Annotated in this window: 19 protein-coding genes; 11 read left to right on the forward strand and 8 right to left on the reverse strand. The window is 61.4% G+C overall.

What is annotated here, in order from left to right:
- The first annotated feature begins 239 nt into the window (after positions 1–239).
- The 3 genes from BEN47_RS08295 to BEN47_RS08305 all read left to right on the forward strand — a co-directional run bounded on the left by BEN47_RS08295 (position 240) and on the right by BEN47_RS08305 (position 3,296).
- Positions 240–1,217, forward strand: coding sequence for a S41 family peptidase (locus BEN47_RS08295; RefSeq protein WP_158010929.1), 978 nt, complete (start codon positions 240–242; stop codon positions 1,215–1,217).
- Between the two features lie 302 nt (positions 1,218–1,519).
- A complete protein-coding gene (locus tag BEN47_RS08300) occupies positions 1,520–2,725 on the forward strand; it encodes a homogentisate 1,2-dioxygenase (RefSeq protein ID WP_070727137.1) in 1,206 nt (401 codons plus the stop codon).
- A gap of 52 nt (positions 2,726–2,777) precedes the next feature.
- On the forward strand, positions 2,778–3,296 hold the full coding sequence (locus tag BEN47_RS08305; RefSeq protein WP_125921579.1) for a hypothetical protein: 519 nt from the start codon (positions 2,778–2,780) through the stop codon (positions 3,294–3,296).
- A 130-nt stretch (positions 3,297–3,426) separates the two neighbouring features.
- Here the strand turns inward: BEN47_RS08305 and BEN47_RS08310 are convergent, their stop codons facing one another.
- Positions 3,427–4,989, reverse strand: a complete 1,563-nt coding sequence (locus tag BEN47_RS08310) for a hydroxymethylglutaryl-CoA reductase (RefSeq protein ID WP_070727141.1) — start codon at positions 4,987–4,989, stop codon at positions 3,427–3,429.
- A gap of 469 nt (positions 4,990–5,458) precedes the next feature.
- Between BEN47_RS08310 and BEN47_RS08315 the strand changes: the two genes are divergently transcribed.
- From BEN47_RS08315 to BEN47_RS08335, 5 genes are all read left to right on the forward strand, one after another.
- On the forward strand, positions 5,459–6,274 hold the full coding sequence (locus BEN47_RS08315) for a phytanoyl-CoA dioxygenase family protein (protein ID WP_070727144.1): 816 nt from the start codon (positions 5,459–5,461) through the stop codon (positions 6,272–6,274).
- 177 nt (positions 6,275–6,451) lie between these two features.
- The gene (locus BEN47_RS08320; protein WP_070727146.1) at positions 6,452–7,231 is read left to right on the forward strand and encodes an SDR family NAD(P)-dependent oxidoreductase; all 780 of its coding nucleotides are present in this window, start codon (positions 6,452–6,454) and stop codon (positions 7,229–7,231) included.
- Positions 7,232–7,784: 553 nt separating this feature from the next.
- Positions 7,785–9,620, forward strand: a complete 1,836-nt coding sequence (locus BEN47_RS08325) for a DUF4331 domain-containing protein (protein ID WP_083322278.1) — start codon at positions 7,785–7,787, stop codon at positions 9,618–9,620.
- 33 nt (positions 9,621–9,653) lie between these two features.
- Positions 9,654–13,478 (forward strand): DUF4331 family protein, encoded by a 3,825-nt coding sequence (locus tag BEN47_RS08330; RefSeq protein WP_070727147.1) that lies wholly within the window; start codon positions 9,654–9,656, stop codon positions 13,476–13,478.
- A gap of 94 nt (positions 13,479–13,572) precedes the next feature.
- Positions 13,573–13,797, forward strand: coding sequence for a PID-CTERM protein-sorting domain-containing protein (locus tag BEN47_RS08335; protein WP_070727149.1), 225 nt, complete (start codon positions 13,573–13,575; stop codon positions 13,795–13,797).
- 79 nt (positions 13,798–13,876) lie between these two features.
- Here BEN47_RS08335 and BEN47_RS08340 read toward each other — a convergent pair whose 3' ends face one another.
- Entirely contained in the window at positions 13,877–14,575 is a 699-nt protein-coding gene (locus tag BEN47_RS08340; protein ID WP_070727151.1) for a phosphatase PAP2-related protein, read from the reverse strand.
- Between the two features lie 155 nt (positions 14,576–14,730).
- On the opposite strand from BEN47_RS08340, the gene BEN47_RS08345 reads away from it, so the two are divergent.
- Together BEN47_RS08345 and BEN47_RS08350 are read left to right on the forward strand one after the other, a co-directional pair.
- On the forward strand, positions 14,731–16,044 hold the full coding sequence (locus BEN47_RS08345) for an amidohydrolase (protein WP_070727152.1): 1,314 nt from the start codon (positions 14,731–14,733) through the stop codon (positions 16,042–16,044).
- Positions 16,045–16,540: 496 nt separating this feature from the next.
- Positions 16,541–19,018 (forward strand): M4 family metallopeptidase, encoded by a 2,478-nt coding sequence (locus tag BEN47_RS08350; protein WP_070727154.1) that lies wholly within the window; start codon positions 16,541–16,543, stop codon positions 19,016–19,018.
- A gap of 146 nt (positions 19,019–19,164) precedes the next feature.
- On the opposite strand, the gene BEN47_RS08355 is transcribed toward BEN47_RS08350, so the two are convergent.
- Complete coding sequence (locus BEN47_RS08355) at positions 19,165–19,836, reverse strand: hypothetical protein (RefSeq protein ID WP_125921580.1); 672 nt, start codon at positions 19,834–19,836, stop codon at positions 19,165–19,167.
- Positions 19,837–19,977: 141 nt separating this feature from the next.
- On the reverse strand, positions 19,978–20,751 hold the full coding sequence (locus BEN47_RS08360) for a tetratricopeptide repeat protein (RefSeq protein WP_125921581.1): 774 nt from the start codon (positions 20,749–20,751) through the stop codon (positions 19,978–19,980).
- Between the two features lie 188 nt (positions 20,752–20,939).
- Here BEN47_RS08360 and BEN47_RS08365 point away from each other — a divergent pair, with 188 nt between their 5' ends.
- Positions 20,940–21,824, forward strand: coding sequence for an alpha/beta hydrolase (locus BEN47_RS08365; protein ID WP_070727160.1), 885 nt, complete (start codon positions 20,940–20,942; stop codon positions 21,822–21,824).
- Positions 21,825–21,975: 151 nt separating this feature from the next.
- Here BEN47_RS08365 and BEN47_RS08370 read toward each other — a convergent pair whose 3' ends face one another.
- From BEN47_RS08370 to BEN47_RS08385, 4 genes are all read right to left on the reverse strand, one after another.
- Positions 21,976–22,467 (reverse strand): methylated-DNA--[protein]-cysteine S-methyltransferase, encoded by a 492-nt coding sequence (locus tag BEN47_RS08370; protein ID WP_070727162.1) that lies wholly within the window; start codon positions 22,465–22,467, stop codon positions 21,976–21,978.
- A 41-nt stretch (positions 22,468–22,508) separates the two neighbouring features.
- Positions 22,509–23,684: an amine oxidase gene (locus tag BEN47_RS08375; RefSeq protein WP_070727164.1), complete on the reverse strand. Its 1,176-nt coding sequence runs from the start codon at positions 23,682–23,684 to the stop codon at positions 22,509–22,511.
- Positions 23,685–23,722: 38 nt separating this feature from the next.
- The gene (locus BEN47_RS08380) at positions 23,723–24,670 is read right to left on the reverse strand and encodes a cation diffusion facilitator family transporter (protein WP_070727165.1); all 948 of its coding nucleotides are present in this window, start codon (positions 24,668–24,670) and stop codon (positions 23,723–23,725) included.
- A gap of 65 nt (positions 24,671–24,735) precedes the next feature.
- A complete protein-coding gene (locus tag BEN47_RS08385) occupies positions 24,736–25,017 on the reverse strand; it encodes a cation efflux transmembrane domain-containing protein (RefSeq protein WP_070727166.1) in 282 nt (93 codons plus the stop codon).
- Positions 25,018–25,105: the final 88 nt, after the last annotated feature.

A 25,105-nucleotide genomic window follows, 5' to 3' on the forward strand; every position in this document is an offset into this window, starting at 1 on the left:
CGAAAATCCTGCTCCTTCAGTAAATTACTGAGTATGCATGCTGCCCGCATTAAAATTGTAATTGATAAGCACAATACCACCTTGATTTAGACCATCGCCGCGCGGAGTTGCTATGCTCGCCTCCCCCCAACCAACCCTTCCTTCAAAACTAGCATCTTCGGGGCATGAAAAAACTAGGAATACTTCTTTTGCTGACTGGTATAAATGCATCAGCCCACTGCCAGACCGCTCCGGCGGCCTTGCCCGACTCTGTATCGAGCTTTCTCGATAAGAGCGTTACTCTATTGCAGACCTACTCGCTGGAACGCAACACCGTCAACTGGCCCCAACTACGCCAAGTGGTACACCAAAAGGCCCAGGGAGCTACTACCGTCCGGGACCTGATGCCCATTTATCCTTTCCTGTTCGAGCAACTGAGAGACGACCACGGCTGGCTCACCTATCAAGGCAAAACTTACAAATGGCATAATCCCGCCCGCTTGGCTTATGCGAATGAGGTAGTGAAGGCGGCGCTGAAGAAAAAGCCTGGCGTACTGGTGAAGATGCTGCCGGGCCGGGTGGGCTACATCCAACTGCCGGGCATCAACGCCGGGGGCAGCCTGGAGGCCATGCGCGTGGCGGCCCGAGCGGTGCAGGATTCGCTCTGCCGCCTCCCCCCTAACCAGGTCCGGGCCTGGATTCTCGACCTGCGCCTTAATGATGGCGGGGCTATGGTGCCCATGCTGGCCGGCATCGCCCCGCTACTCGGCGACGGGCATCTGGGCGGCTTCGTGGATAGCAACGGCCAGCCTGAACAGCAGTGGTACCTGCGCCAGGGCAACTTCTACATGGATACTATGAAGGTAACTACGCTGACAAACCGTTGTTCCGCTCGCCGCTCCAATTTGCCCATTGCCGTATTGCTCAGCGGGATGACGGCCAGCTCCGGCGAAATTGTCGCCATCAGCCTCAAGGGCCGCCCTGCCACCCGCTTCTTCGGAGAGACTACCTATGGGGCTACCACCGCCAACCAAAGCTACCCCATCAGTGGTGGGGCCTACCTCACCATTGCGGGCTCGCAGGATGCCGACCGTACCGGCACCGCTTACAAAACTAGCCTCCTCCCCGATGTACTCATCCTTGGTGGCGACAACTTTACCGACCTGAGCCAGGACGCTAAAGTGACGGCGGCGCTCAAGTGGCTGAAGAAGGCGCGAAAAGGTGGGCGAGGCTTGTAGGCACTGACGGTTTGCACACGCTCTGCACAAATAAGCCGCTAAGTTCTTATATCATTTTACAAACGGTCGTCTGCAACACGTAAAACCACGGCTTCAAAGGCTGTTTCCGGAGTCTTAACGGGCTCTGTTTTCCGATTTCTGAGAGGCCCTTTGGTTCTATGCAGAACCGGGGCTTTTCACATTATCAGGCTGGTTGCGGAGCACGAGACGGAGTAGCTACCACTGACCTTCGGGGGCCGTGCGGCGCTCGCAATGACAAGCGTAGCCCGTACCTTCACTGCACCATTCCCACCCCTGCTTTTATGTCGCACTACCACCGCCTCGGCCAGATTCCGCGCAAGCGCCACACCCAGTTCCGCCAGCCCGACGGCACCCTGTATTCGGAGCAGCTGGTGGGCACGCTGGGCTTTCACGGCGTGTCGTCGCTGCTGTACCACGTGCATCCGCCCACCCAAATCAAGCACGTGGGCGTACCCAAACCGTATGCGCCCAAGCTGCTGAAGGACCGGCCGCTGCAGCCCGAGCACCTGCGCACGCTGGCCCAGACCAGCACCGGCGGCGACTACCTCGCCGCCCGCCAAACGCTGCTCGGCAACGCCGACGTGACCATGAGCATCTGCAATCCTACGGACAAGCGGATGGCGTATTACTACAAGAATGCCCAAGCCGACGAGGTGATTTTTGTGCACGAAGGCCGGGGCGAATTGTGGAGCCAAATGGGCAAGGTGGCCTTCGAGCCCGGCGACTACGTGGTGGTGCCGCGCACGGTCATTCATCAGCTGCATTTTGAGGAGGGACCGGTTCGGCTGATGATAATCGAGTCCTTTAGCCCCGTGGAAACCGTGCGGCGCTACCGCAACCACTTCGGCCAGCTGCTCGAGCACTCGCCCTACTGCGAGCGCGACATGCGCCCGCCGAGTGAGCTCATCACCGAGGAATTTCCGGAAGGTGATTACTTGGTGTATACCAAAAAGGAAGGCCTGCTGCACGAGCTAACCTACGCGCACTCGCCGTTCGACGTGGTGGGCTGGGACGGGTACTTCTACCCGTATGCCTTCAGCATTCACGACTTTGAGCCCATAACCGGGCGCCTGCACCAGCCGCCGCCCGTGCACCAGACCTTTGAGGGCCACAACTACGTTATCTGCTCGTTTGTGCCCCGCCTTTTCGATTACCACCCGCTCAGCATTCCGGCGCCCTACAACCACTCCAACGTGGATTCGGACGAGGTGCTGTACTACGTGGCGGGTAATTTTATGTCGCGCAAGGGCGTTGATTTGGCCTCCTTTACCTGGCACCCCACGGGGCTGCCGCACGGCCCGCACCCCGGCACGGTGGAGGCCAGCATCGGCAAAAAGGAAACCCACGAGCTGGCCGTCATGTTGGACACCTTTCGCCCGCTGTACCTGACCGAGGCCGCGCTGTCCTATGTGGACGCGCGCTACCCCATGAGCTGGAACCCCGGCTTCGTGCCCGACCCGCCCCGCGCGGCCGACATGATGGACTAGCCCCATGAAGCTTTTTGCACTGTTTTTTTATCCTTATCCCATTCTTATGAAGATGAAGAAGATTCTCCTGTTTGCTCCGCTCGTGCTGCTGCTCGCCTTTATGGGCTGCAAGAAGATTGACCAGCTCCTCACCTTCAATGTAGACGTGACGCAGAGTGTGGTCATCCCAGGCTATTTGGTGGGCGCCCAGCTGCCCCCCGTGAAGGTAACCACCAAGTCGGAAGATTCCTTCCGGAACAACAAAACCACCCGCGACAAGGTGAAAAACGTGCTGCTCGACAAGCTCACGCTCACCGTGACCAACCCGGCCGGCACCAATTTCAACTTCCTCGACCGCATTGAGCTCTACATCAACACCACGCCGAATAACAAGATTTTGCTGGCCAAGCTCTACACCGTGCCCCGCGGCATGACCACCATCACCTTGGAGCCCACCACGGCCAAACTCGACGAGTACCTGAAGTCCGATACCTACGACCTCACGGCCGTAGCCACCGTCAACGGCTTCAACCCCGATGACTTCACGGTGCGCTCCGATGCTACATTCAAAGTGACGGCTAATCCGCTGTAAAACAACTCAGCACCAGTGCTGCTGCTCCACTACCCGCTGCGCACACCGCCACAAATTGCCAACGCCAGTTCAACCCCCAAACAGGGCTGGACTGGCGTTGTTAGTTGTGCCAGCAGGCAAAAAACGGCGGCTAGCGGTTGCGGCCGTACTGCTCGTGGCTGCTCACCCAGTCGGAGCTGCTGATGGCGGCGCCCAGGCTCAACTCGCCGGCCAGCACCACGCCGGCCACTATTTCGGCAAACTTGCGCACCGTGCCGCGGCCCACGCAGCCCAACATCTGCAGGCACTCGTTTTGGGTGGCAAGGCCGGTGCCGCCGCCGTGGGTGGCCACGATGAGTGAGGGAATGGTGATGCTGATGTACAAGTCGCCTTCCGGGGTGACTTCTGAATACAGAATCCCAGCCGACGACTCGCTCACGTTGGCCACGTCTTGCCCGGTGGCGATGAACATGGCCGTGATGCCGTTGGCGGAGTGCGCGCCGTTGTTGTTGGCCCCCGAGATGAAGGCGCCCACGTTGCTCACCTGGCCGTGGTAGGCCAGCTGCTCGGGTGTCACGCGCATGCGCTGCATCAGCACGTCGCGCTTCACCACGGCCTCGGCCACCACGCGCTTGCCGCGGGTGCGCATCACGTTGATTTGCGAGGCTTTTTTGTCGGTCGCAAAGTTCGATTCAAGGTAGAAATGCTCGACTTTGTGGTCCTTGTAGTTTTCCAGAATCCAGGAGCAGGCGGCGAAGGTGGCGCGGCCCACCATGTTCTGGCCCGCGGCGTCGCCGGTGCTGAAATTGAAGCGCAGGTAAGCGAATTTGTTGCTCAAATACGTGTCGATGTACTGCAGCTTAGCCACGCTGGAAGTGCTTTCGGCCTGGGGCCGAATCTGGTCGATGTGGTCTTCCACCCACTTGCCAAAATCGCGCGCCCCGCGCGCATCGTGGAACACAAACACCGGGGCGCGCTGCATGGCATCGCCCACCACGGTGCACTTTACGCCGCCGCACAGGTTCAGCACCTGAATACCGCGGTTGTAGCTCGCCACCAGCGTGCCCTCGGTGGTGGCCATGGGAATGAGGAAGTCGCCCTGGGCGTGCTCGCCGTTCACGGTGAGGGGCCCGGCCAGGCCCACCGGAATCTGGGCCACGCCCATGAAATGCTCGCAGTTGCCCTGCAACTGGTGGGCATCGAAGGAGAAGTGCTTAAGGTGCGTGAACTCCTTCTCCGAAAACTGCTCGGCAAAGCGCTGGCGGGCCGCAATGGCGGCGTCGGAGTAGTCGTCTTCCTCGGAGCGCGGAATGCGGGGCTTTTGGTTGGCCGCGCCCACAATGGCATCTTCCACTTCCACGTGCAGGTCGCCGAAGGCATCGGTTGAAAACCATACCTGCACCGGATGGATGCCCTCGGCCAGGGCGGGCGTGTCGAGCAAAAAGGTGAGGGCGCGGCCCACGGGCAGGTCAATGGCCCGGCCGTCGGCGTTGATGTCGGCCGCTGGCTGGAATTCGCCGCCGCCCAGGTCCACCCGAATGTTTCCGGCCGGAATCACCACCTCCCCAATCTGCACCTGCTTAAAACCGGTCACCTTCACGTTATCGAGCCGGTTTTTGATGCTGAAGGCGACGCCCGCTTCCTGGGGCAGGTTGTGCAGGCTGCCGCGGGTGTAGAGCAGCTTCAAGAGCATGGGGCTGGGAGTGAAAACCATATTGGTGGGCAATGAAGTGAGATAGGAGTGAGGCCGTGCGGTGCACAAAGGTGAAGGTGGGGAATTTTAGTCGGAATATCCAAGCACGGTGGCACCAGCGGCCCACCACGTTCCCGGCAACGAGCAGCAATGAACGGCCTTGATTGAAAAAAACAAGCCTTACTTCAGCCATTTTAATTAAAAAAAGGGGCTGCGCTAATAGAAAATAAAAGAGGTTTATTGTTGTGGTTTTTAGACGGTGAAAAGCAGGATGGGCGTGTGCCGCGCCGGCAATGGCCGGGGCGGGGGCAGCGGCTCCGGTTCAGCAAAGCCGGCCCTGCCTGGGCGAGGCCGCGAAACTCCTTCGCCTCGCCACGGTTGTCACCGGCTGGGCCGGGCCTTGCCAGAGCCCGCAAATGGGTGCCCGCGGCCACCTCCTTATCTTTACGCCCCCGTCAAGGCAGCGCCCATCGGTTGCCTCTACTACGCTATGTCCTTATCTGCTGACTATCCCCGCTTTTCGTTAGGACATTCCCTGACGATTGAGCAACGCGCTTTTTTTACCAAGTACGGTTTTCTGCACTTTCGCCCGTTTGCCTCCCCCGAGCACGTCCAGCAACTGCTCAACGCCACGCAGGAAGTGCAGGCCGAGTGGCTGGCCCAAGGCGTGGTAAAAGCCAACGGCGTGCCCATTAAATACGGCCGCGACGTGGACGGCTCGCCCATTGTGCAGCGCTTCGCCTTTGCCTCGCAGCACCACCCCGTGCTGCACGAGCTGGTGCAGGATGAGCGGTTCCGAGCCCTGTTTCCGCTGCTTGAGGCCGAAGGCGGCCGCGTGGGCGAAAACGAAAAGGACGGCCTCGTGGTGAACCACTACGTGAACGTGGAAGGCTCGGAGTTCTCCCAGATGGGCTGGCACACCGACTCGCTCCGTGACGTGTTCTACGGCAAGCGCATCGGCCCCATGCTCAACGTGGGCCTGCACCTGGATGGCACCAAAGCCACCAACGGCGGCCTGCGCATCATCCCCGGTACCCACCACCAGAGCCTGCACAAAATGCTGTTTCGGAAGAAGTACTACAAAGACGTGTACTACGACCCCAACGAAATTGCCATCGAAACCGAGCCCGGCGACCTCACCGTGCACGACGGCCGCATGTGGCACCGCGTGGCGCGCTCCCCGCTTACTGGCGAGGCCAGCCGCCGCCGCGTGATGTACGTGCCCATTATCGCAGGCAAGTACCAGCCCAAGAGCGAAGCCAGCCCCACGCCGTTCTACCTGCGCTTCCTCCACCTCGTCAAATAGAAAGTCAATCAGCAGTGAACAGTGAACAGTATTCTTCGTGCGGTTCACCACTGTACAGTTGTGCAGAAGTAAACGCACATTGAATGATTGGCAACTAATTGATAATCAAAACAAAAGCTTGCGGCTTGTAGCTTATGGCTAACCACTTAATTGCTCACTGTTCACTGCTAACTGAAAATGTACGCTCTCGTTACCGGCGCATCGCGCGGCATTGGCCGTGCCCTGGCCCTCTTACTGGCCCGGCGCGGCTACGACCTGCTTCTGGTGGCACGCTCCGAGGACCAGCTCACCGCCCTGGCGCAGGAAATAGGCACCCTGCACCAGCGGCAGGCCCGCGTGCTGGCCCTGGATTTGGCCGCGCCCGGCGCCGCCGAAACCGTGGCTGCCTGGGCCCGGCAACAAACCGACCAGTTGACCGTGCTGGTAAACAACGCCGGCTACGGCCTCTGGGGGCGCTTCGAGGCCCTGAGCCTGGCAGAACAGCAAAACATGCTGCAGCTCAACATGGCTCTGCCCGTGGCTCTCACGCACCTGCTGCTGCCCGCGCTGCACCAAGTGCCCCGGGCCTATGTGCTGAACGTGGCCAGCACCGCCGCCTACCAGGCCGTGCCGTCCCTGGCGCTTTACGCGGCCAGCAAGGCGTTTTTGTTGAGTTTCAGCCGCGGCCTGCGCTACGAGCTGAAGGCCACCAACGTATCCGTGACGTGCCTGAGTCCCGGGGCCACCACCACCAGCTTTGCCGACCGCGCCGGCATGGGCGCCGAGCTGCAGGCCACCGCCAACAAGGTCTCGATGACCGCCGAAGCCGTAGCGGAAGCCGCTGTGGCCGGGCTGCTGGCCGGCGAGGCGGAAGTGGTGCCCGGCGTCCTCAACAAGGTATCGGCGGGCCTCACCAGCTTCGTGCCCAAGGGCATTGTGGAGAAAATAGCGGCTGGCATCTACGAGAAGTATTTATAAGCTGGGCCGGCAACGGTCTGCCAGTGCCTGCCGCCGCAAGGGCTGCCCCATCGGGGCAGCCCTTTTTGCGTTGTCCAGAAACCGCCAAACTGAAAAAAAATCGTAGCATTGACAAGCAGAAAGTATTAAAAATGCATTAAAACAGGTATTTAATTAAAATAAAGTGAATTATTTCAATCCAATTCAGCTCCGTTATCGTAACATTTCAACAGGTGTGTGCTTTCCCGCCCGACCTGGTTGCTACACGATTTTCTTTTGGGCCCGACAGCGGCATTTGTTCACCTGCTGATTCGGTTTCTGCACCCGGTTTGTTTCCATTGCATTTCCGCACCAGGAGCAATGGACTGAGTACAATAATTCCAAGTACGAGTACTAGGTTGCCATACCGTCCCGGCGGTCATTTTATTTATTGCTAGTTCCCCTACCAATCACAACACTGGATTCCAGTGTTTTGTGATTGATGTTTTTGTAAAATATTGTAAGTCAGTATTTTAATTTGAGTTAACAAGTTTTGTTTGGTCCCATTTTTTACTTTTTTCATTTGCTGTCACCTATGAAAAACCTTTTAAGCAAGCCGCTGCACTGGGTGCTCGGGGCCTGTGCCGTCACGACCCTCTCGGTCTGGAGCGCTACTCGCCACATCCCACTGGAGGCCAGTAGCCACCGCGAAGCCCCGCTCATTGCCGACGACCCGTTGGCCGACGTCACGGACGTGTACGCCTTCCGGGCGCCCAATGCCCCGGACCGAGTCGTGCTCATCGCCGACTTCATTCCGTTCCAGCTGCCCCAGGGCGGCCCCACCTACTACACGTTCGGCGAGAACATCCGCTACGAAATTCACGTGAAAAACCGGTCGGAAACGCCCGGCGACGACGTAACGTACCGTTTTACGTTTAAGCAAGTCAACGAAGACCCCAGCACGTTTTTCTACATCCGGCTGGCCAAGCAGAACTTCAAAACCACTTACACTTGCGAGAAAAGCGTGGGCGGCGGCGCTTTCACCGCCATCGTCACCAACGGCGTGGTGCCCGCTTACAATGTGGGGCCGCGTTCCATCAACGGTCCGGCCGGCCTCAACCAGCCCGCGCCTTACGCCACGCTGCGTCAAAACGCCGTGACGAATGCCAGCGGCGGCGGCGGCGAACAAGTATTCTGCGGCTCGTCCGACGACCCCTTCTTCGTTGACCTCGGGGCGGTGTTTGATTTGGCCGGGGTGCGCATCAACCAGGGCGCCCGCGACGGCTTGGCGAAGTACAACGTCCACTCCATCGCGCTGAGCATTCCGATTCAGACCCTGCAGAAAAACAACCAGCCGGTATCAGCGGCCACCAGTATTCTGGACCCTAACTACATTATTGGCGTGTGGGCTTCCACCAGCCGCCCCACATTGCGCACCCTGAGCCCCACCGGCGGCCCTACCACCGACAACGCCACCTACGTGCAGGTGTCGCGCCTGGGCATGCCGCTCACCAACGAAGCAATCACGCCCATTGGCGGCAAAGACGTCTGGAACCGTCGCACGCCGTACAACGAGGACGCCATCACCGACGATTACCTCTCCAACCCCGAGCTGGCCCTGTACATGGACGACCGCCAGTTTGGCGGGGCGGTGCCGGCGTTGTCGGCCCTGCGCATCCAGACCAGCTCGCTGGCGGGCTTCCCGGGTTTGCCGGCCGGGGGCTTTGATTTTGGCAATACCCGCCCGGGCCTGTTTCCGCTCAAGGGCAGCCCGGCCGTGGCTGGTACCGCCCTCGACGACGCCGCGTTTGGCAACTACCTGCTGGTGGCAGGCAAGCCCCGCTCAGTCGACATTAAACCCATTTTCCACACTGGGGTGCCCAACCTGCGGCCGTACCAGCTGGCCACCGGCAAAGCCGGCAATCCGCTGGCGTTCGGCAAGCCGTTCGTGAACAACTTCCTGCCCCTGACGGCCCCGGGCCGCTCCAACCCCGGCGGCGACATGCTGCGCCTGAACATGGCCGTGCCCGTGACGCCCCGCAACTCGCCCGATTTCAGCAACCAGGGTCTGGTTGCGGCCGCCGTGCTGGGCCTCACCGACCCGCGCTTCAACACCAACGTGCCGGACACCAGCACCCCCGAGCCGGGCGATTTCCTGCCCCAGAACATCCCGAACATGGACGGCTTCCCCAATGGCCGCCGCCTGGAGGATGAGATAGTGAAAATTGAGCTGCAGGCCGTGAGCGGCGTGGTACTGGCCGCCCTCGGCCTGTGGTACGACGACTATACCCCCAGCAGTCCGTCGCCGGTAACGCCGCGATTAAAAGGCGTACTCAATTTCTCGACGGGAGTGGAAAGCAACGACGCGCCGTTTGCCGTCGGTTTTCCTTATGTGGCCACGCCCTGGGAGGGCTTCGCTACGCGTCGCTAACTCATTTCCTCATCCTTGATTCGTTCGAAGAAAATGACTTATAAAATTTTACGCACCTACCTCGTGCTGCCCGCGCTGGCAGCCACCGCGGTTGGGCTCTCGATGTGGAGCAACGTTCAACACACCCCGCTGGAGGCCAGCAGCCACCGCGAGGCCCCGCTGATTGCCGATGACCCGGTGGCCGACAACACCGACCTCTACGCCTTCCGCGACCCCAACGCCGCCGACCGCGTCGTGGTTATCGCCAACTACATTCCGTTTGAGCTGCCCCACGGCGGCCCCAACTACTCTACGTTTGGCGAAAACGTGCGCTACGAAGTGCACGTGAAAAACGACGGCAGCACCAATGTCGACGACATCACCTACCGGTTCACGTTCACGCGCACCAACGAGGACCCCACTACCTTCTTCAACATCCGGTTGAACAAGCAGAACCTGAAAACTACCTACATCTGCGAGAAGCTGGTGGACGGGGTGAGCCAGGGCAACATCATCACGGGCGGTGTGGTGCCGCCGAACAACATCGGCCCGCGCTCCATTGAAAGCCCGGTGGGCCTGGGCGCGCCGAATTACGAGTCGTTGCGCACCAATGCCATTACCACGGCTTCGGGCAGCGGCGGCGAGCGGATACTCTGCGCGCCGTCCGACGACCCGTTCTTTGCCGACCTGGGCGCCATCTTCGACCTGGCTGGCCTGCGGCCCGCCAACGCCACCGATGGCCTCTCGCGCAAAAATACCCACTCCATCGCGCTGAGCATTCCGATTCAGACGCTGCAGAAAACCGGCCGGGCCGTGACGACTGCCGCCAACATCCTGGACTCGGACTTCGTGATTGGCGTGTGGGCGTCGGCCAGCCGGCCGCAACTGCGCACGTTCGACGCCAACACCGGCGAAGGCGCCAGCGGCGCATGGGTGCAGGTGTCGCGCCTGGGCATGCCGCTCACCAACGAGGTAATCAACCCCCTGGGCAGCAAGGATGCCTGGAACGCGGCTTCTCCTTATTTTGAAGCCGCCATCACCGACGACTACCTCTCCAACCCGGAACTGGGCCTGTACACGGCCGACAACGCGCCCGTAGCGCCCGCCGCGCCCAAAACGGCCGGCCAGACCTTCTTCGGGGAAGCGGTGCCGGCTTTGAACGCCCTGCGGATGCAAACCAAATCGTTGGCCGGCCAGCCCGTTATCGGGCCGGACGGGTTCGACTTCCGCAACCAGGCCAACGGTCTGTCGGGCCTGGCGGGCAGCCCGCTGGTAACCGGCACGGCCTTCGACCCCACCTTGTTTGGGCCCTATCTGCTGGTGCCCGGCAAGCCCCGCTCGGCCGACATCAAGCCCATTTTCCACACGGGGGTGCCTAACCTGCCCCCGTACCAATTGGCGACCGGCAAAACGCCACTCTCAACGGGCAATGCGGCCGTAAATCCGCTTTCGGCCGGCAAGCCGTTCGTCAACAACTTCCTGCCCCTTACGGCTTCGGGCCGTACCAACCCCGGCGGCGATATGCTGCGCCTGAACATGGCCGTGCCAACGACAGACCGCAGCTCGGCTGACTTCAGCAACCAGGGCTTGCTGCAAGCCGCGGTGCTGGGCCTGACGGACCCGCGCTTTAACGCCAACGCCAGCCTGCAATTCATCCCGAACATGGACGGCTTCCCCAACGGGCGCCGTCTGGAAGATGCCGTGGACCAGATTGAGCTGAAGGCTATAGGTGGCCTCGTACTGGCCGCGACGGGCTTGTATTTCGATGATTTTATGCCGGGCAGCACGTCGGGCATCACCCCCAAGCTGCTGGCTGAGGTAACGTTTACCACCGGCGTTGAAGTCAACGACACGACGTTCCGCAGCTCCTTTCCCTACGTGCAGACGCCTTGGCGCGGCACCGGTTCGGCCAGCGGTCCGACCAACGTGCGCGTGATTCCGGACCTGACGGTGAACACCGTGATGCCCGTGGACGCCGGCGAGTATAACAACGTGACCGTGACAAGCTCGGGGGTGGCCATCTTCAACGGCCCTATCCGCATTAATGGCACCCTGACCGTGCAAACGGGCGGTGTGCTGAGCACCCGCGGCGTGCTGGCCACCAGTTGCCTGCCCATTACGGGCCCGGGTAGTTTCGTGCTGCAGGCCGGTGCCACGCTGCGGGTTTGTGATGCCGATGGCATTGCCGCCGGGGGCGCCACCGGGGCCATTCAGCTCACGGGCAGCCGCACGTTCTCGCCTGATGCCAGCTACGAGTTCAACGGCTTGGAGCCCCAGCGCACCGGTACTGGCCTGCCCAGCCAGGTGCGTAGCCTGACGGTGAACAACGCCGCCGGCCTGACCCTGAACAACGGCGGGGTCCGCATTGTGCAGACCTTGGCCTTGACCAACGGCAACCTGACCACGAGCACCGCTCAACTGCTCACGCTGCTCTCGACGCCCACGGCCGGTACGGCTCTGGTGGTGAACACCAACGGCGCCGTAACTGGCCCGGCCGTCATGCAGCGCGCCATCGATCCCGCCTTCAATGCCGGGTTGGGCTACCGCCATTACAGCTCGCCGGTGAGCAACACCACCCTGGCCGACCTGGCTACGCCGGGCTTCACGCCGGTATTCAACCAGGCCTACAACACGGCGGCGGTGCCGAATAACGTGACGCCTTTCCCCACGGTGTTTGGCTACAACCAGGCCCGCGTGGTGAGCGCCGCCAATTCGGTGGAAGCGTTTGACCAGGGCTTTGTGGTGCCTTCCGCCTCGGACCCCATGGGCCTGCTAACCGGCTACACGGTGAACATCGGAGCTAATCAAGTGGTGGATTTGAACGGTACGCTCAACAACGGCCCCATCAGCCGCAGCAACCTCACCCGTGGCTCGCAGCCGCAGAGTGGTTGGCAGTTCCTGGGCAACCCGTACCCGTCGCCGCTCGACTTCAGCCAGACGGCCGGTGTGACGCGCACCAACGTTGACGACGCGGTGTATGTGTTCCAGAGCACCGGTCAATACACCGGGCAGTACCGCAGCTACGTAAACGGCGTGGGCAACCCGCTGGTGGCGTCCATGCAGGGCTTCTTTACCCGGGTGAGTGCCGGGCAAACCACGGGCAGCTTCGCGCTCAACAACGCGGCGCGGGTGACCACCTTCGCGGCTGCTCCGAGCTTCAACCGCGGCACCTCCGAAACCCGGCCCTTGGTGAAGCTGCGCCTGCAAAACAGCAGCCCGCTCATTGACGAGACCTCCGTGTACTTTGAGCAGGGCGCCACGCCCGCGTTCGACGCCCGTTTCGACGCCTATAAGCTTACTAATTCGTCGCGGCTGAACGTGAGCAGCATCATTGCCAGCGACGAGCTGTCGGTGAATGGCTTGCCGATGCTGGTGGGTACCGTGACGGTGCCCCTCAACCTGACCGTGCCCGCCACGGGCAGCTACACGCTCAATGCCGTGGACCTGCTGAATTTCGGCGCCGGTACCCTGGTGTACCTGCTCGATACCGAGACTGGTGCCCGGATAAACCTGGCGGAGCAGCCCACCTACACGTTCAAGGCGCAGGCCCTGAACATGCCCGGCCGTTTCAGCCTGCGCTTCGGTCCCGCGGCGGCTCCCTTGGCCACCACGGCCGCAGCCCTTGCCAACCAGGTGCAGTTGTTCCCCAACCCGGCCCACAGCAGCTTCACGCTGCTGCTGCCCGCCGAGCTGGGCCGCGTACCGGTGACGGCACGCCTCTACAATCAAATTGGGCAGTTGGTAACCCAGCGCACACTGGCGGTTACGGCCGCGGGTGCTTCGGCTCAGTTTGATGTTTCGGGGCTGGCCCCCGGCGTGTACTCGCTGCGCCTGACCGGTGGCCCGGCCCCGGTAGTGAAGCGTGTGGTGGTTGAATAACGAATGCTGGATAACACAACCGGGGCTGGAAATGCCGGCCCCGGTTGTATCCCGAATACTTATTTGTTTAAACTCTTATTTAAACGACTTCGCAATGAATAAATCGTCTCTTGTACATGCATTCTACGGCGCTGTGGCCTGTGTACTGTTCACGGCCGGTGCCGCCCTGGCCCAGCCCGGTCCCGGTTCGGGTGGCCCCGTGCCCGGCACGCCACCCGACCCCGCGCAGGTGCCCATCGACGGTGGGGTGTCGCTGTTGCTGGCCGCCGGTGGCGCTTATGGCTTGAAGCGGCTACGCGCTGCCCGGGCCAAAAAATAACTTTCGAAGGATTTTCAGTTACCAAACAGCCTCGCCTATCCGGCGGGGCTGTTTGTGTTTGGGGTTGATGCCAGGCCCGCTAGAGCTTACCAACTCCACCCCGGCACACCCGCCCGGCCAGGTAATAAGCCAGCCACGCAAAGAGTGGCGCGGCTAGTACATCATAGGAGTAGTGCACGCGCTGCACCAGCACCAGCGCGCCCACGGCCATCGTGGTCAGGGCCAGGGCGCCGCGCCAGTAGCGGCCCCGCACCGCCAGGGCCAGCAGGGCCATGGTGGCTGTGTGGCCCGAAAAAAACAAGTCGCGCACCACGGGTTGGGTGGTTATTCCAAAGAGGCGGTCCACCATCGGGTCGTGCAGTATGACCAGGGCGGTGGGCGGGTCCAGCGGCAGCAGCCACAGCGTGAGCATGCGGAGCAATTGCAGAAAAAAATACGCCCATAACACCCGCAGCAGCAATTGTGGCCGGGGCAGCAGGAACGCCAGCGCGGCCGCAATGCTGCCATACATCAGCGTAAAGGTGGCCGCCGATACGTCGTGCACGGGCAGCAGCGCCAGCAACGGGTCGGGCAGGAGCTGGCCGGGGCGCGACTGAATGAAGTGGTAGAAGTGCGGCACCACGGCCAGCAAGCCCACCAGCAGCCCCAGCACCAGCCCCAGGCGCGCACGGAAGCCCGGCTGGTCCCAGGCCACGGGCCAGGACTTACCCAGCGGCTGGCTGGCCAGTGCTGCTGCTTGAGCCGGGGGCAAATCAACGGATTCCAGAAACGAAGCCATCGGATAGGATAAGGAGAGAGAAGACGACCACGGAAGCCGCCGCAAAAATACGCCGGCGCTGGAACAGTAGCCCGGGAGTTCCGGTCTGTGGCGTAACATTGCCTGTCGCGGCAGCCCGCGTCGTCCCATTGATTTCACTAACTCCCGCCCGTCCCATGCGCTTTGGTACCATCCTTTTTGCCGGTGTTTTGCTGAATACTGTTGGCCTGAACGCTCAGGCCCAAAACCCGGCCCTCGCCGCCCGCATTGCCCAACTGGCCACGCAGGAAGAAAGCAAGGTCATTGCCTGGCGGCGCGACCTGCACGAGCACCCCGAACTGGGCAACGAGGAAACCCGCACCGCCGGCATCATTGCCGCGCACCTCAAAAAACTGGGCCTGGAAGTGCAAACCGGCGTTGCTCGCACCGGCGTGGTGGGCATTCTGCGCGGCGGCAAGCCCGGCCCCGTGGTGGCCCTGCGCGCCGACATGGACGGCCTGCCCATCAGGGAAAACAACGAACTGCCCTTTGCCTCCAAAGCAACGGCCACCTACCTGGGCCAGCCCGTGGGCGTGATGCACGCCTGCGGCCACGACACCCACGTGGCCATGCTCATGGGCGCCGCCGAGGTGCTGAGTCAGGTAAAAAAAGACCTGCCCGGCACCGTCAAGTTCATTTTCCAGCCGGCCGAAGAAGGCTCCCTGCCTGGCGTGGAGGGCGGCGCCAAGCTCATGGTGAAGGAAGGGGTGCTGGACAAGCCCAAGGTGGACGCCGTGTTCGGCATCCACATCAACGCCCAGACCGAGGTGGGCAACCTGGCCTACCGCTCCGGGGGCATCATGGCGTCGTCGGACCGGTTCACCATCAAGGTGAGCGGTAAAGGCTCGCACGGTGCCTACCCCTGGAACAGCGTGGACCCCGTGGTGACGGCTGCTCAGATTATCCTGGGCCTGCAAACCATTGTGAGCCGCCAGGTAAAGCTGATTGACAACGCGGCCGTGGTGACCGTGGGCACCATCAACGCCGGGGTGCGCTACAACGTCATCCCGCCCGATGTGGAGATGAGTGGCACCATTCGCGCCCTGGATACGGAAGTGCAAAAGCAAATATGGGCGTCCATCAAGCGCATTGCCACCAACATTGCCGAGAGTGCCGGCGCCACCGCCGAGGTCACCATCGACCCCTACGTGCCCGTGACCAGCAACAACGCAGCCCTCATGGCCCGGATGCTGCCCACCCTGCAAACCGTGGCCGGCGCGGGCCACGTGCGCGAAATTAAGGCAGTGACGGGGGCTGAGGACTTCGCCTACTACCAGGAAAAGGTGCCCGGCGTGTTCCTCTTTGTGGGGGGGATGAAAAAAGGGCAGGACCCCGCCACCACTGCCGACCACCACACCGCCGGTTTCCGCATCGACGAAAGCGGCCTGACGCTCGGCGTTAAAACACTAGCAACCTTGGCCGCCGACTACCTGACGGCCAAAAAGCCCTGAGTAGCTACAGCGGGGCCGTGAAAGTTGCCTCGTAGGCAGCACTCACTGCCGGAGCGTTCAGCAACAAAAAACCCTTTCCAATTAATGGAAGGGGTTTTTTGTTGAAGGAGTAGCGCCGAAGGCTCCGGCAGAAGCCACCGCGCTACGAGCTAGCACCACCCACCGTACGCGGGAATCAAAACTGACACTCCCTTAGAGGCTAAGTATTGTGCCGAAAATTGAAATATGAGAAGAAGCCGGGACCCATGCCAGAAGCCTAGTGTTGAGCTAACTTCTTAAGTAAAAACTGGCTCAATTTTATTTCGCGTCAAAGGAATATTTCAATTTGTTATAATGCAATTCGGCTTTATCGGCTTGAACATAATTCGGGCATACCTGCGATTTTTTTAATTTAAACTATTGTTTGGAGTAAAAATGCCTATGTTGCGAAAGCATTGGTGCGAAAAAATAAAAAATTCGCACAATGCACAGTGCTCACTTACACTAATGTTGATACATGAGAAAACAATACTCTGCTGCTGCATTGCTAATGCTCGGCGCCTTGGCTTCCACCACCGCCCAGGCTCAGGATGCTACGCGCATCCAAAATAAGATAATTGGGGCCGACAACCAGCCCGAGCTGGTGGTGTTCAACGCCGCCGGTAAGGCCAGCTACAAAGCCGCCGACGCAGCCGTAGTGTTGCGCCAGCAGCTTAGCCTCACTACCGAGGACCAGATGCTCTCGGTTCGCACCGAAGCCGACCAGTTGGGTTTCACCCACCAAAAGTTTTCGCAGTACTACAAAGGCGTAAAGGTGGAGCACGCCAGCTACAGCGTGCACGCCAAAAGCGGCGCAGTAGAAAGCATCAGCGGTGACTTTGAGAAAATTACGGGTCTCAACACCACACCTTCGCTCAACGAAGCCGCAGCCCTGGCCCAGGCCTTGGCCAGTGTGGGCGCCCGCAAGTACATGTGGCAGAACGCCGCCGAGGAAGCCGGCCTGAAGCGCCAGGAAAATAACGCCAAAGCCACCTACGCCCCCAAAGGCGAATTGGTTATTGTGCGCGACGCCCGCCGCGGCGAGAGCGGCCCGATGGTGCTGGCCTGGAAATTCAACGTGTACGCTGCGCAGCCCATTAGCCGCGCCTTTATCTACGTGGATGCCCGCTCGGGCGAGGTGGTATTGAAGGACGACATCATCAAGCACGCGGCTGCTACGGGTACGTTCGCTACGGCCTACAGCGGCTCGCGCTCCATGGCCGACGGCACCACCACCAACGGCTACTACGTGCGCGAACTGACCCGCGGCAACGGCATCGAAACCTACAACTGCAAAAAGGGCAACAGCTACACCAACGCCGTTGACTTCGTTGACGGGGATAACAACTGGACGTCGACTGAATACAACAACACGAACATGGATAACACCGCGTTCGATGCCCAGTTTGGTGCCCAGGCCACCTACGACTACTGGAAAAACGTGCACGCCCGTAACTCCTACGACAACGCGGGCGCTAAAATTAAGAGCTACGTGCACTTCGACGACACCCCCGGCGACGGCGTAGGCTACGAAAACGCGTACTGGAATGGTTCGGTGATGACCTACGGCGATGGCGCGACGCGCTTCCGTCCGCTGACCTCAATGGACGTGTGCGCCCACGAAATCGGCCACGCCGTGTGCTCAAGCACCGCCAACCTGACTTACTCAAACGAGTCGGGCGCCATGAACGAAGGCTTCTCCGATATCTGGGGCGCCGCCGTTGAGTCGTACGCCGTGAACACGCTGGGCGCGACATCGTCGGGCGTAAAAGCGAAGTCTACCTGGCTTATCGGCGAGGAAATTGATAAAGTGCAGGCCGCCCTGCGCTCGATGAGCGACCCCAACGCCTTCAATCAGCCCGCTTACTACAAAGGCAACTACTGGTACACCGGCACCGGTGACAACGGTGGCGTGCATACCAACTCGGGCGTGCTCAACTATTGGTACTACCTCATCAGCGCGGGCAAAACCGGCACCGATGAAAAAGGCGTGTCTTACTCCGTATCCGGCCTCGGCATCAGCGCATCCGCCAAAATTGCCTACCGCACCCTGAGCGTGTACCTGACGTCTTCGTCCACATACTCCAACTGCCGCTCGGCCAGCATTCAGGCTGCCAAAGACCTGTACGGTGCCGGCTCCACGGCCGAGCAGTCGGTGACCAACGCCTGGGCCGCTGTGGGCGTGGGCGCCAAGTATAGCTCCACCACCACTGTTACGTACTGCGCCAGCAAAGGCACCAACGTGACCTACGAGTGGATTGACTACGTGAAGCTGGGCACCCTGGCCCGTACTTCGTCCGCCGACGGAGGCTACTACAACGGCACGGCCCTGGCCGCGCCCAGCATTGGTGCCGGCACGTCGCAAACCGTGAGCTTCAGCGCAGGTTTCTCGGGCACGGCTTACACCGAGTACTGGAAGGTGTACATCGATTACAACCAAGATGGCGACTTCACCGACGCCAGCGAATTAGTGGTGTCGGGCTCCTCTTCGAGCACTGGCACGCTCAGCGGCACCTTCACCGTGCCGTCTACGGCCAAAACCGGCAACACCCGGATGCGCTTGGTGATGAGCGATGCTTCGGCTACTACCAGTTGCAACAGCTATAATTACGGCGAAACCGAAGACTACACTGTCAGCATCACAGGCGGCGCTGCCATCGCGGGTTTTAGCGGTAGCACCTCCAGCAGCCTGACGGGCAATACCAGCCTGCTCGGCGACGAAGCGGCTCGCACCCTGCAAGTGTACCCCAACCCCGCTACGGATGCTGTGCGCATCGTGCTGCCCGGTAACGCCGAAGCCACGATGGTAACCGTAACCGACCTGCGCGGCGCCCGCGTATCGACCACCACCTTCAGCAACGGTACGCTGAACGTGTCGAGCCTGGCCCGGGGCATGTACACCCTGACCGTAAGCGACGGCCAGAAAACGTTCCACCAGCGTCTGGTGAAGCAATAAGCTTCCCGGATGTAAGTACCTGAAAAGGGCCGCTGACTAAGTCAGCGGCCCTTTTTTGTTCCGTGTTGGCGATGAGGGAAATGCAAAAAGCCCGTCAGCATTGCTGGCGGGCCTTTCGTTGGTCTGATTTGGCGGTGGATAGCGCCTTACCGCAGGGAGTAATCCAGCTTCAACATCACTGTTGCGAAACCGTCTTTGCTCTGGGAGGCTCCGCCCAGGCGGGTGCTGGCATCGTCCAGCTGGTCGGTGGACGTGATGTAGTAGTTGGCTTCAAGGCCGGCGCGCAGCCGGTCCAGCACGCGCACGCTGAAGCCGCCGCCCACTGGGACCACCCCGGCCAGGGCGGGGTAATCGTTGCGCTCGGAGGGCAGATAAGTAGTGCTGTTAGTGGGGCGCTCCGTACCATTGTAGGCGCTGGGATTGTATAGCAGAAAGCCTGCACCGGCTTGCACATAGAGCTGGAAAGTGGGGGCCTCCGCCAAAGAGCTGGCGTAAATGGATTCGTCGCGAAACAAATCGTAGCGGAAGAATACCGTCCCCAGGCCGTTGTTGCTGGTGAAAGCCAGGCCGCGCTCCCGGGCCTGGTCGCGGGCGCCCAGGTAGGCGTAGGAAAGCTCGCTGCCGATGTGGAAGTGGGGCGTCAGGCGCTGGAGCACGCCCACACTCACGGCGGGGCCAAAGAAATTGTCGCCCGGGCTGTTGCCCAAATCGCCGTTGTAGAGTGCTGTGCCCGCGGCCAGGGTCAGGTGCAGGGGCCCCCGGTAGTAGGGGCGGCCCTGGCTGTCGTAATGCCGAACCTTGTAATGGTACTGGGCCAAAGCAGAGTGGCTGCTGAAAATTCCAGCGGCTACTATCCCGAAAGCTAACGCGCGAAACCGCATACTATCCAATTAGAGTGAACAAAACCATTTATACGGCCGACAACGAGCAAACCGCTGAAAACAAGATGGCCCAAAATTTTATTTGAAGATGCCCTTCGGGTCGGCCAGCTTGTCTTTGAGGTCGCTGATGAGGTCAAAATCGAGGCTGCTCACGTTCATGGACTGGCCTTTGTGCACGGCGTCCCAGGCTTCGGCGTATTTTTCCTGGTAGTAAAGGCCGCGGGCCAGCTGCTGCCACGCCACAGCGTTGGCGGGCTCGGTGGTGGTGGCCCGCTGCAGCAAGTCCATGCCGGTGCTCAGGTCTTTTTTCTTTTTGGTTTTGCCGTAGCGAATGAGGTAGCTCGCGCCCAGGTCGCCCATGAGCAGCGTGTTGCCGGGAGCCAGCGCGTAGCCCTTGGCCAGCAGCTCAATGGCGGCATCGGAGGCGGCGCGGTTGCTGGCCACAATGCCCAGGCCGCGGTAGGCCTCGGCGTTTTTGGGGTCGAGCACCCACGCCAGGTTGAAGCGGTAGGCGGCGGTGTCGGGCTGGTTTTCGCCCAGGTACTCGTAGCCCTTGGTGGTGAAAAACGCGCTGGCTTCGGCAGCCGAAGCAAAGCTGGCGGCAATGGCTTTGAGCTGGGTTTCGCCGATAAGCTGGGTGGCCTGGGCAGGCGTGAGGCCCCCAAACAGGGGCTGCAGGCGGGCCGGTTGCGCGGCCGTGCCGGCCGCAGTGACCAAGCTGCCGTCGGCGTTAATGGCAGAAGTGGTGCGGCCTTTGCGCTGGGCCTGGGCCGGCGAAGCGAACAGCAGCCCCAGCAGCACAGCGGCGGCCAGAGACTGCGAAACGTTTTTGAGCGAAACGGAAATCAACACAGGAATGAAAATAAATAGGGTAGGAGCCCAACTACCGTAAAAAGGGGCGAACACGGTTTCAGACAAAGATAAAGCCAATACTTCCAAGCCCCTCCCCCGCTCCAAACGGGGCCATGGGCAAACTGTGGCGGGCCCAAGGGCGTAGGTGAGCCACCTCGCCAGTGGTTGGCGGCGGTCTTTTGTCCTTTATGCGTCGTTTCCTTTTGTTGATGCCCGTGGCCCTGCTGCTGGCCGCTGTGGTAGTAATGCTGGCCACTGAGTATGTAGTAGCTCGCCCCAGCCGCCGCGCCAAAGACGTGGCGTACCTGCCCGCCACGGCCCCCGGGTTTGATAAAGAGCGGCACATCCTGGATGTGTATTCGCCCAAGAAAAAGGCTCCCACGGCGGGCGGCTACCCGGTGGTGCTGTTCATTCACGGCGGCAGCTGGACCAGCGGCAGCAAGAACATCTACACCTTCATCGGGCGGCGCCTGGCCAAGCAGGGCGTGGTGGTCGTCGTCATCAACTACCGCCTGGCGCCGCCCGTGCACGTGCCCGAGCAGGCCGCCGACTGCGCCCGCGCCCTGGCCTGGACCGTGCAGAACATCACTTCTTACGGCGGCGACCCGGCCCGCGTCTTCGTAATGGGCCACTCGGCCGGCGGCGGCCTAGCCGCCCTGCTGGCCACCGACGATGCGCTACTCGCCGCCAATGGCCTGCCCCAAAACCCCGTGCGCGGCGCCATCATGGACGACCCCGCGGGCCTGGACATGTACAGCTACCTCAAGGAAATGAAGTACGAGGGCGACCAGCAATACCTCGTGCCCTTCGGCAACGACCCCGCCGTGTGGAAGGACCAGTCGCCCATCTACAAGATTCGGCCGGGCATTCCGCCGTTCCTTTTCTACATCGGCGGCGAAACTTATCCCAGTATCAGCGGCAGCTCGGGCCGCTTCCGCGACCGCCTCAAGGCCATTGGCCAGCCGGCGCCCTACACCGTCATTCCCGGCCGCCACCACATTCCCATGGTGCTGCAGCTTTATTGGCAGAATAATATTATCTACAAAGGCCTGCTGAAAATGGTGGGGGCGTAGCACCAGAACTGTAAGTTTAAGAACGTCATGCTGGGCGCAGCCGAAGCATCGCTACCGCAGCAGTTACTCCGAATTACTTGCACGGTAGCGATGCTTCGGCTGCGCTCAGCATGACGTTCTTTTTTATTGCCTTATTCCCTTTAACACCATCTCACCCAAACAACCCGCCCTGCCGCACAGGCTGCTCAAATTCCAGCAGCCACTTCTTGCGGTGCATGCCGCCCGCATAGCCCGTCAGGCTGCCATCGGCCCCGATGATGCGGTGGCAGGGCCACACAATGGCCAGCGGGTTCTGGCCATTGGCCGCGCCCACGGCCCGCACCGATTTCGGATTGTTCAGCAGCCTGGCCACGTCGAGGTACGACGCCGTGCGGCCGTAGCCAATGCCCCCCAGGGCCTGCCACACCTGGCGTTGAAACTCGGTGCCGGCTTCGGGCGCATAGGTCAGGTTGAAATCGCGCAGCTCGCGCCCAAAGTAGGCCCGTAGCTGCCGATGCCCGTCCTGCAAACAGGCGGGAACCGCGTGCGCCGGCGTCGCCGCGAGCCCTTCGTTGTGCTGGAAGCTGACCGCGCTCAACCCGGCATCGGAGCCCGTGAGCGAGAGCAGGCCCAGGGGAGAATCCAGGTACGCTGTAGTTGCCATGGTTTAAAAGTAGCCACGGCCCGTGACAGGCGGGCCGGTGCCTACCGATGGCCAGCCGCGAGCGCGGCGGCTACCACTACGGCCTGCGCCTCGTGCAGGGCTTCGGCGCTGGGCTGGTGCAGCACGCGGGCGGGGCCGGGCTGGCTCAGGTCGGCGTCCCAGAGGCCGGACTGATGCCACTGGTCGAGGTGGTCCCAGTCGGGCCGGTCCACAATAGGGTAGAGGCAGGCGCCCCAAAGCGGCAGGCCTTCGCTGAGGACGGCAGCGCATTCTTCCCCAATCATGCGCAGCCACTGCGGCCGGTGTTCGCCGGGGTGGCTGGTCTCGGTGAGGGCAAAGGGGCGGTGGTAGCGCTGGTAGGCGTCGCGCAGCAGCGTGCGCAGGGGGCGCCAGCGCGGGTCGTGCACCTCATCGTTCCAACCCAGTTTCCAGTCCGTGTGGTTCTGCCACTGGTTGTCATAGTAATAGTTGAAGCCCACCATGTCGAGCAGCTCGGGGCGGCCGCCCAGCTCCGGACACAGGCGCCCGGAGAGGATGTCGGTGGCCTGAAACTGGTTGCGGTGCCCTTCCTCGGCTTCGCGCCGCTGTTTGGGCGTGGGCTGCAACGGCGGCACGATGTTCACGAGCGGCTCGGTGGTGAGCATGCGGATGCCGGAGTCGGCTTCGCGCAGGGCGTGGGCGCCTTCAATGTAGGCGCGCATCAGGCCGTATTTCACTTCCCAGCCCTGGTGGTTGCAATAGGGCGTTGTGCCCCGGGCATCGCCCCCAAGCCAGGAAATAAAGCTCACCTCGTTGATGGGCGTTACGATGAGCACATCATCGGGCCGCTGGCTGCGGTAGAACGCCACAAAGGCGCGGCACAGCGCCGCAAAGCGCCGGGCAAACAGCGGGTGCAGCGGCGTGAGGTCGTCGGGGTAGCCGAAATGGCACAAGTCCCACACCTGCTGAATGCCGTGGCGCTGGCCTGCTTCCAGCATGGTTTGCACCGTGCTGAAATCGTACTGGTAAGGCGTCTTTTCGATGTGAGCCCAACGAATGCCTTCGCGCACGGTGCGCACCTGAAACGGGTGGAGCGCCGCGTAGTCTTCGTCGATGAGCTGCAAGTGGCCGGTGAGCGGCAGAAAGTCGACGCGGTGCCCAAAGGCGTTGAGCTGGTCAGTGCATTCATAGCCACCCCACCAAAACGAGCGGAAGGGGCTTGAGGAAGGTATTGTCATGGCAGATAAGCTAACAGGTTGCCCTGAGCGTGGTCTGGCTAGCCCGCCGCCGGTTGGGCGCTGCCCGCGCCGTGGTGCGTAAGCGCGCTGGCCTCAATAAAAATCCGTTTAAAGTCCGGGTATTTGGCCTTGATGGCGGTTTGCAGGCGCTCCACGGCTTCTTCAACTTCCACGGCGGTAAGCTGGTCGCGGAACGAAATGTCCAGGGCCAGCACGGCATCGGTGGGGCCCAGGTACATGGTGAGGGGCGTGCGCAACTGTTCCACAGCCGCGTCCTGACGGGCCAGGGCTTCGAGGTCGCGCAGTACGGCTTCGTCGGCGCCCTCGCCCAGCAGCAGGCCCTTGGCTTCGCCCAGCATAAATACGGCCATGCCCACCAGCAGCAGCCCGATGAGCATGGAGGCGCCGCCGTCAAAGTACAGGTTGTTGAGCAGGTGCCCGAAGTAGATGCCGGCCAGCGCGATGAGCAGGCCCACCAGCGCGGCCAAGTCTTCGAGCAGAATGGCGAACACGGCCGGGTCGCGGCTGCGGCGCAGGGCCTGCCAGAAACCGAAGTCGCCTTGGGTTTTGCGGAACTCGCGGTAGGCCAGCGTGCAGGCCACGCCTTCAAAAATGATGGCCAGGCCGAGCACCCAGTAGTTCCAGGTAGGGTCGTTGAGGGGGGCAGGGGTTTGCAGGTACTGGTAGCCTTTGTAAAGCGACATGCCGCCACCCACGGCGAAGATGAGCACGGCCACAATCACGGTCCAGAAGTAGATTTCCTTGCTGTAGCCGAAGGGGTGCTTGGCATCGGCAGGGCGGGCGCTGCGGCTCATGCCGAACAGTATCAGCATGCCGTTGCCACTGTCGACGAGGGAGTGAATGCCTTCCGACATCATGGCCGCGCTGCCCGTGAAAAACGCCGCCACGAACTTGGAAACGGCAATGGCCAGATTGGCCACAATGGCGCCGTAAACGACTATTTTGGAAGAAGAGGCACCGGCCATAACGGAGCAAATGAGGGAAAAAGAGCAGAATAGCTGCCTACGCCTACGTAGACTTAGCCAAGAGGTTAGTCGACCACGGCGCTGCCCACCCGCTCTTTTTCCCCAATGGCCTTGGCCTCGACAAAAATGCGCTTGAACTCCGGGTACTTGGCCCGAATGGCACGCTGGTGCACCCCAAACAGGATTAGCACGCCGTTGCCGCTGTCCACCAGCGAGTGAATGCCCTCGGATAGCATGGCCGAGGAACCCGTGAAAAATGCCGCCGTGAATTTGCTGATGGCAATGGCAATATTGGCCCCAATAGCCCCGTAAATGGCCAGTTTGGAACCGGAAGCAGTTGTACTCATGCCGGGCCTTACGGCATAATCCGCGCTGGTGTTGGCAAGCGGGGCCTTATGCCGCCCGCAGGCCTGGCCGGAGGTGGCTTCAACTCCC

Source organism: Hymenobacter lapidarius (genome assembly GCF_001816145.1).
Taxonomy (GTDB): domain Bacteria; phylum Bacteroidota; class Bacteroidia; order Cytophagales; family Hymenobacteraceae; genus Hymenobacter; species Hymenobacter lapidarius.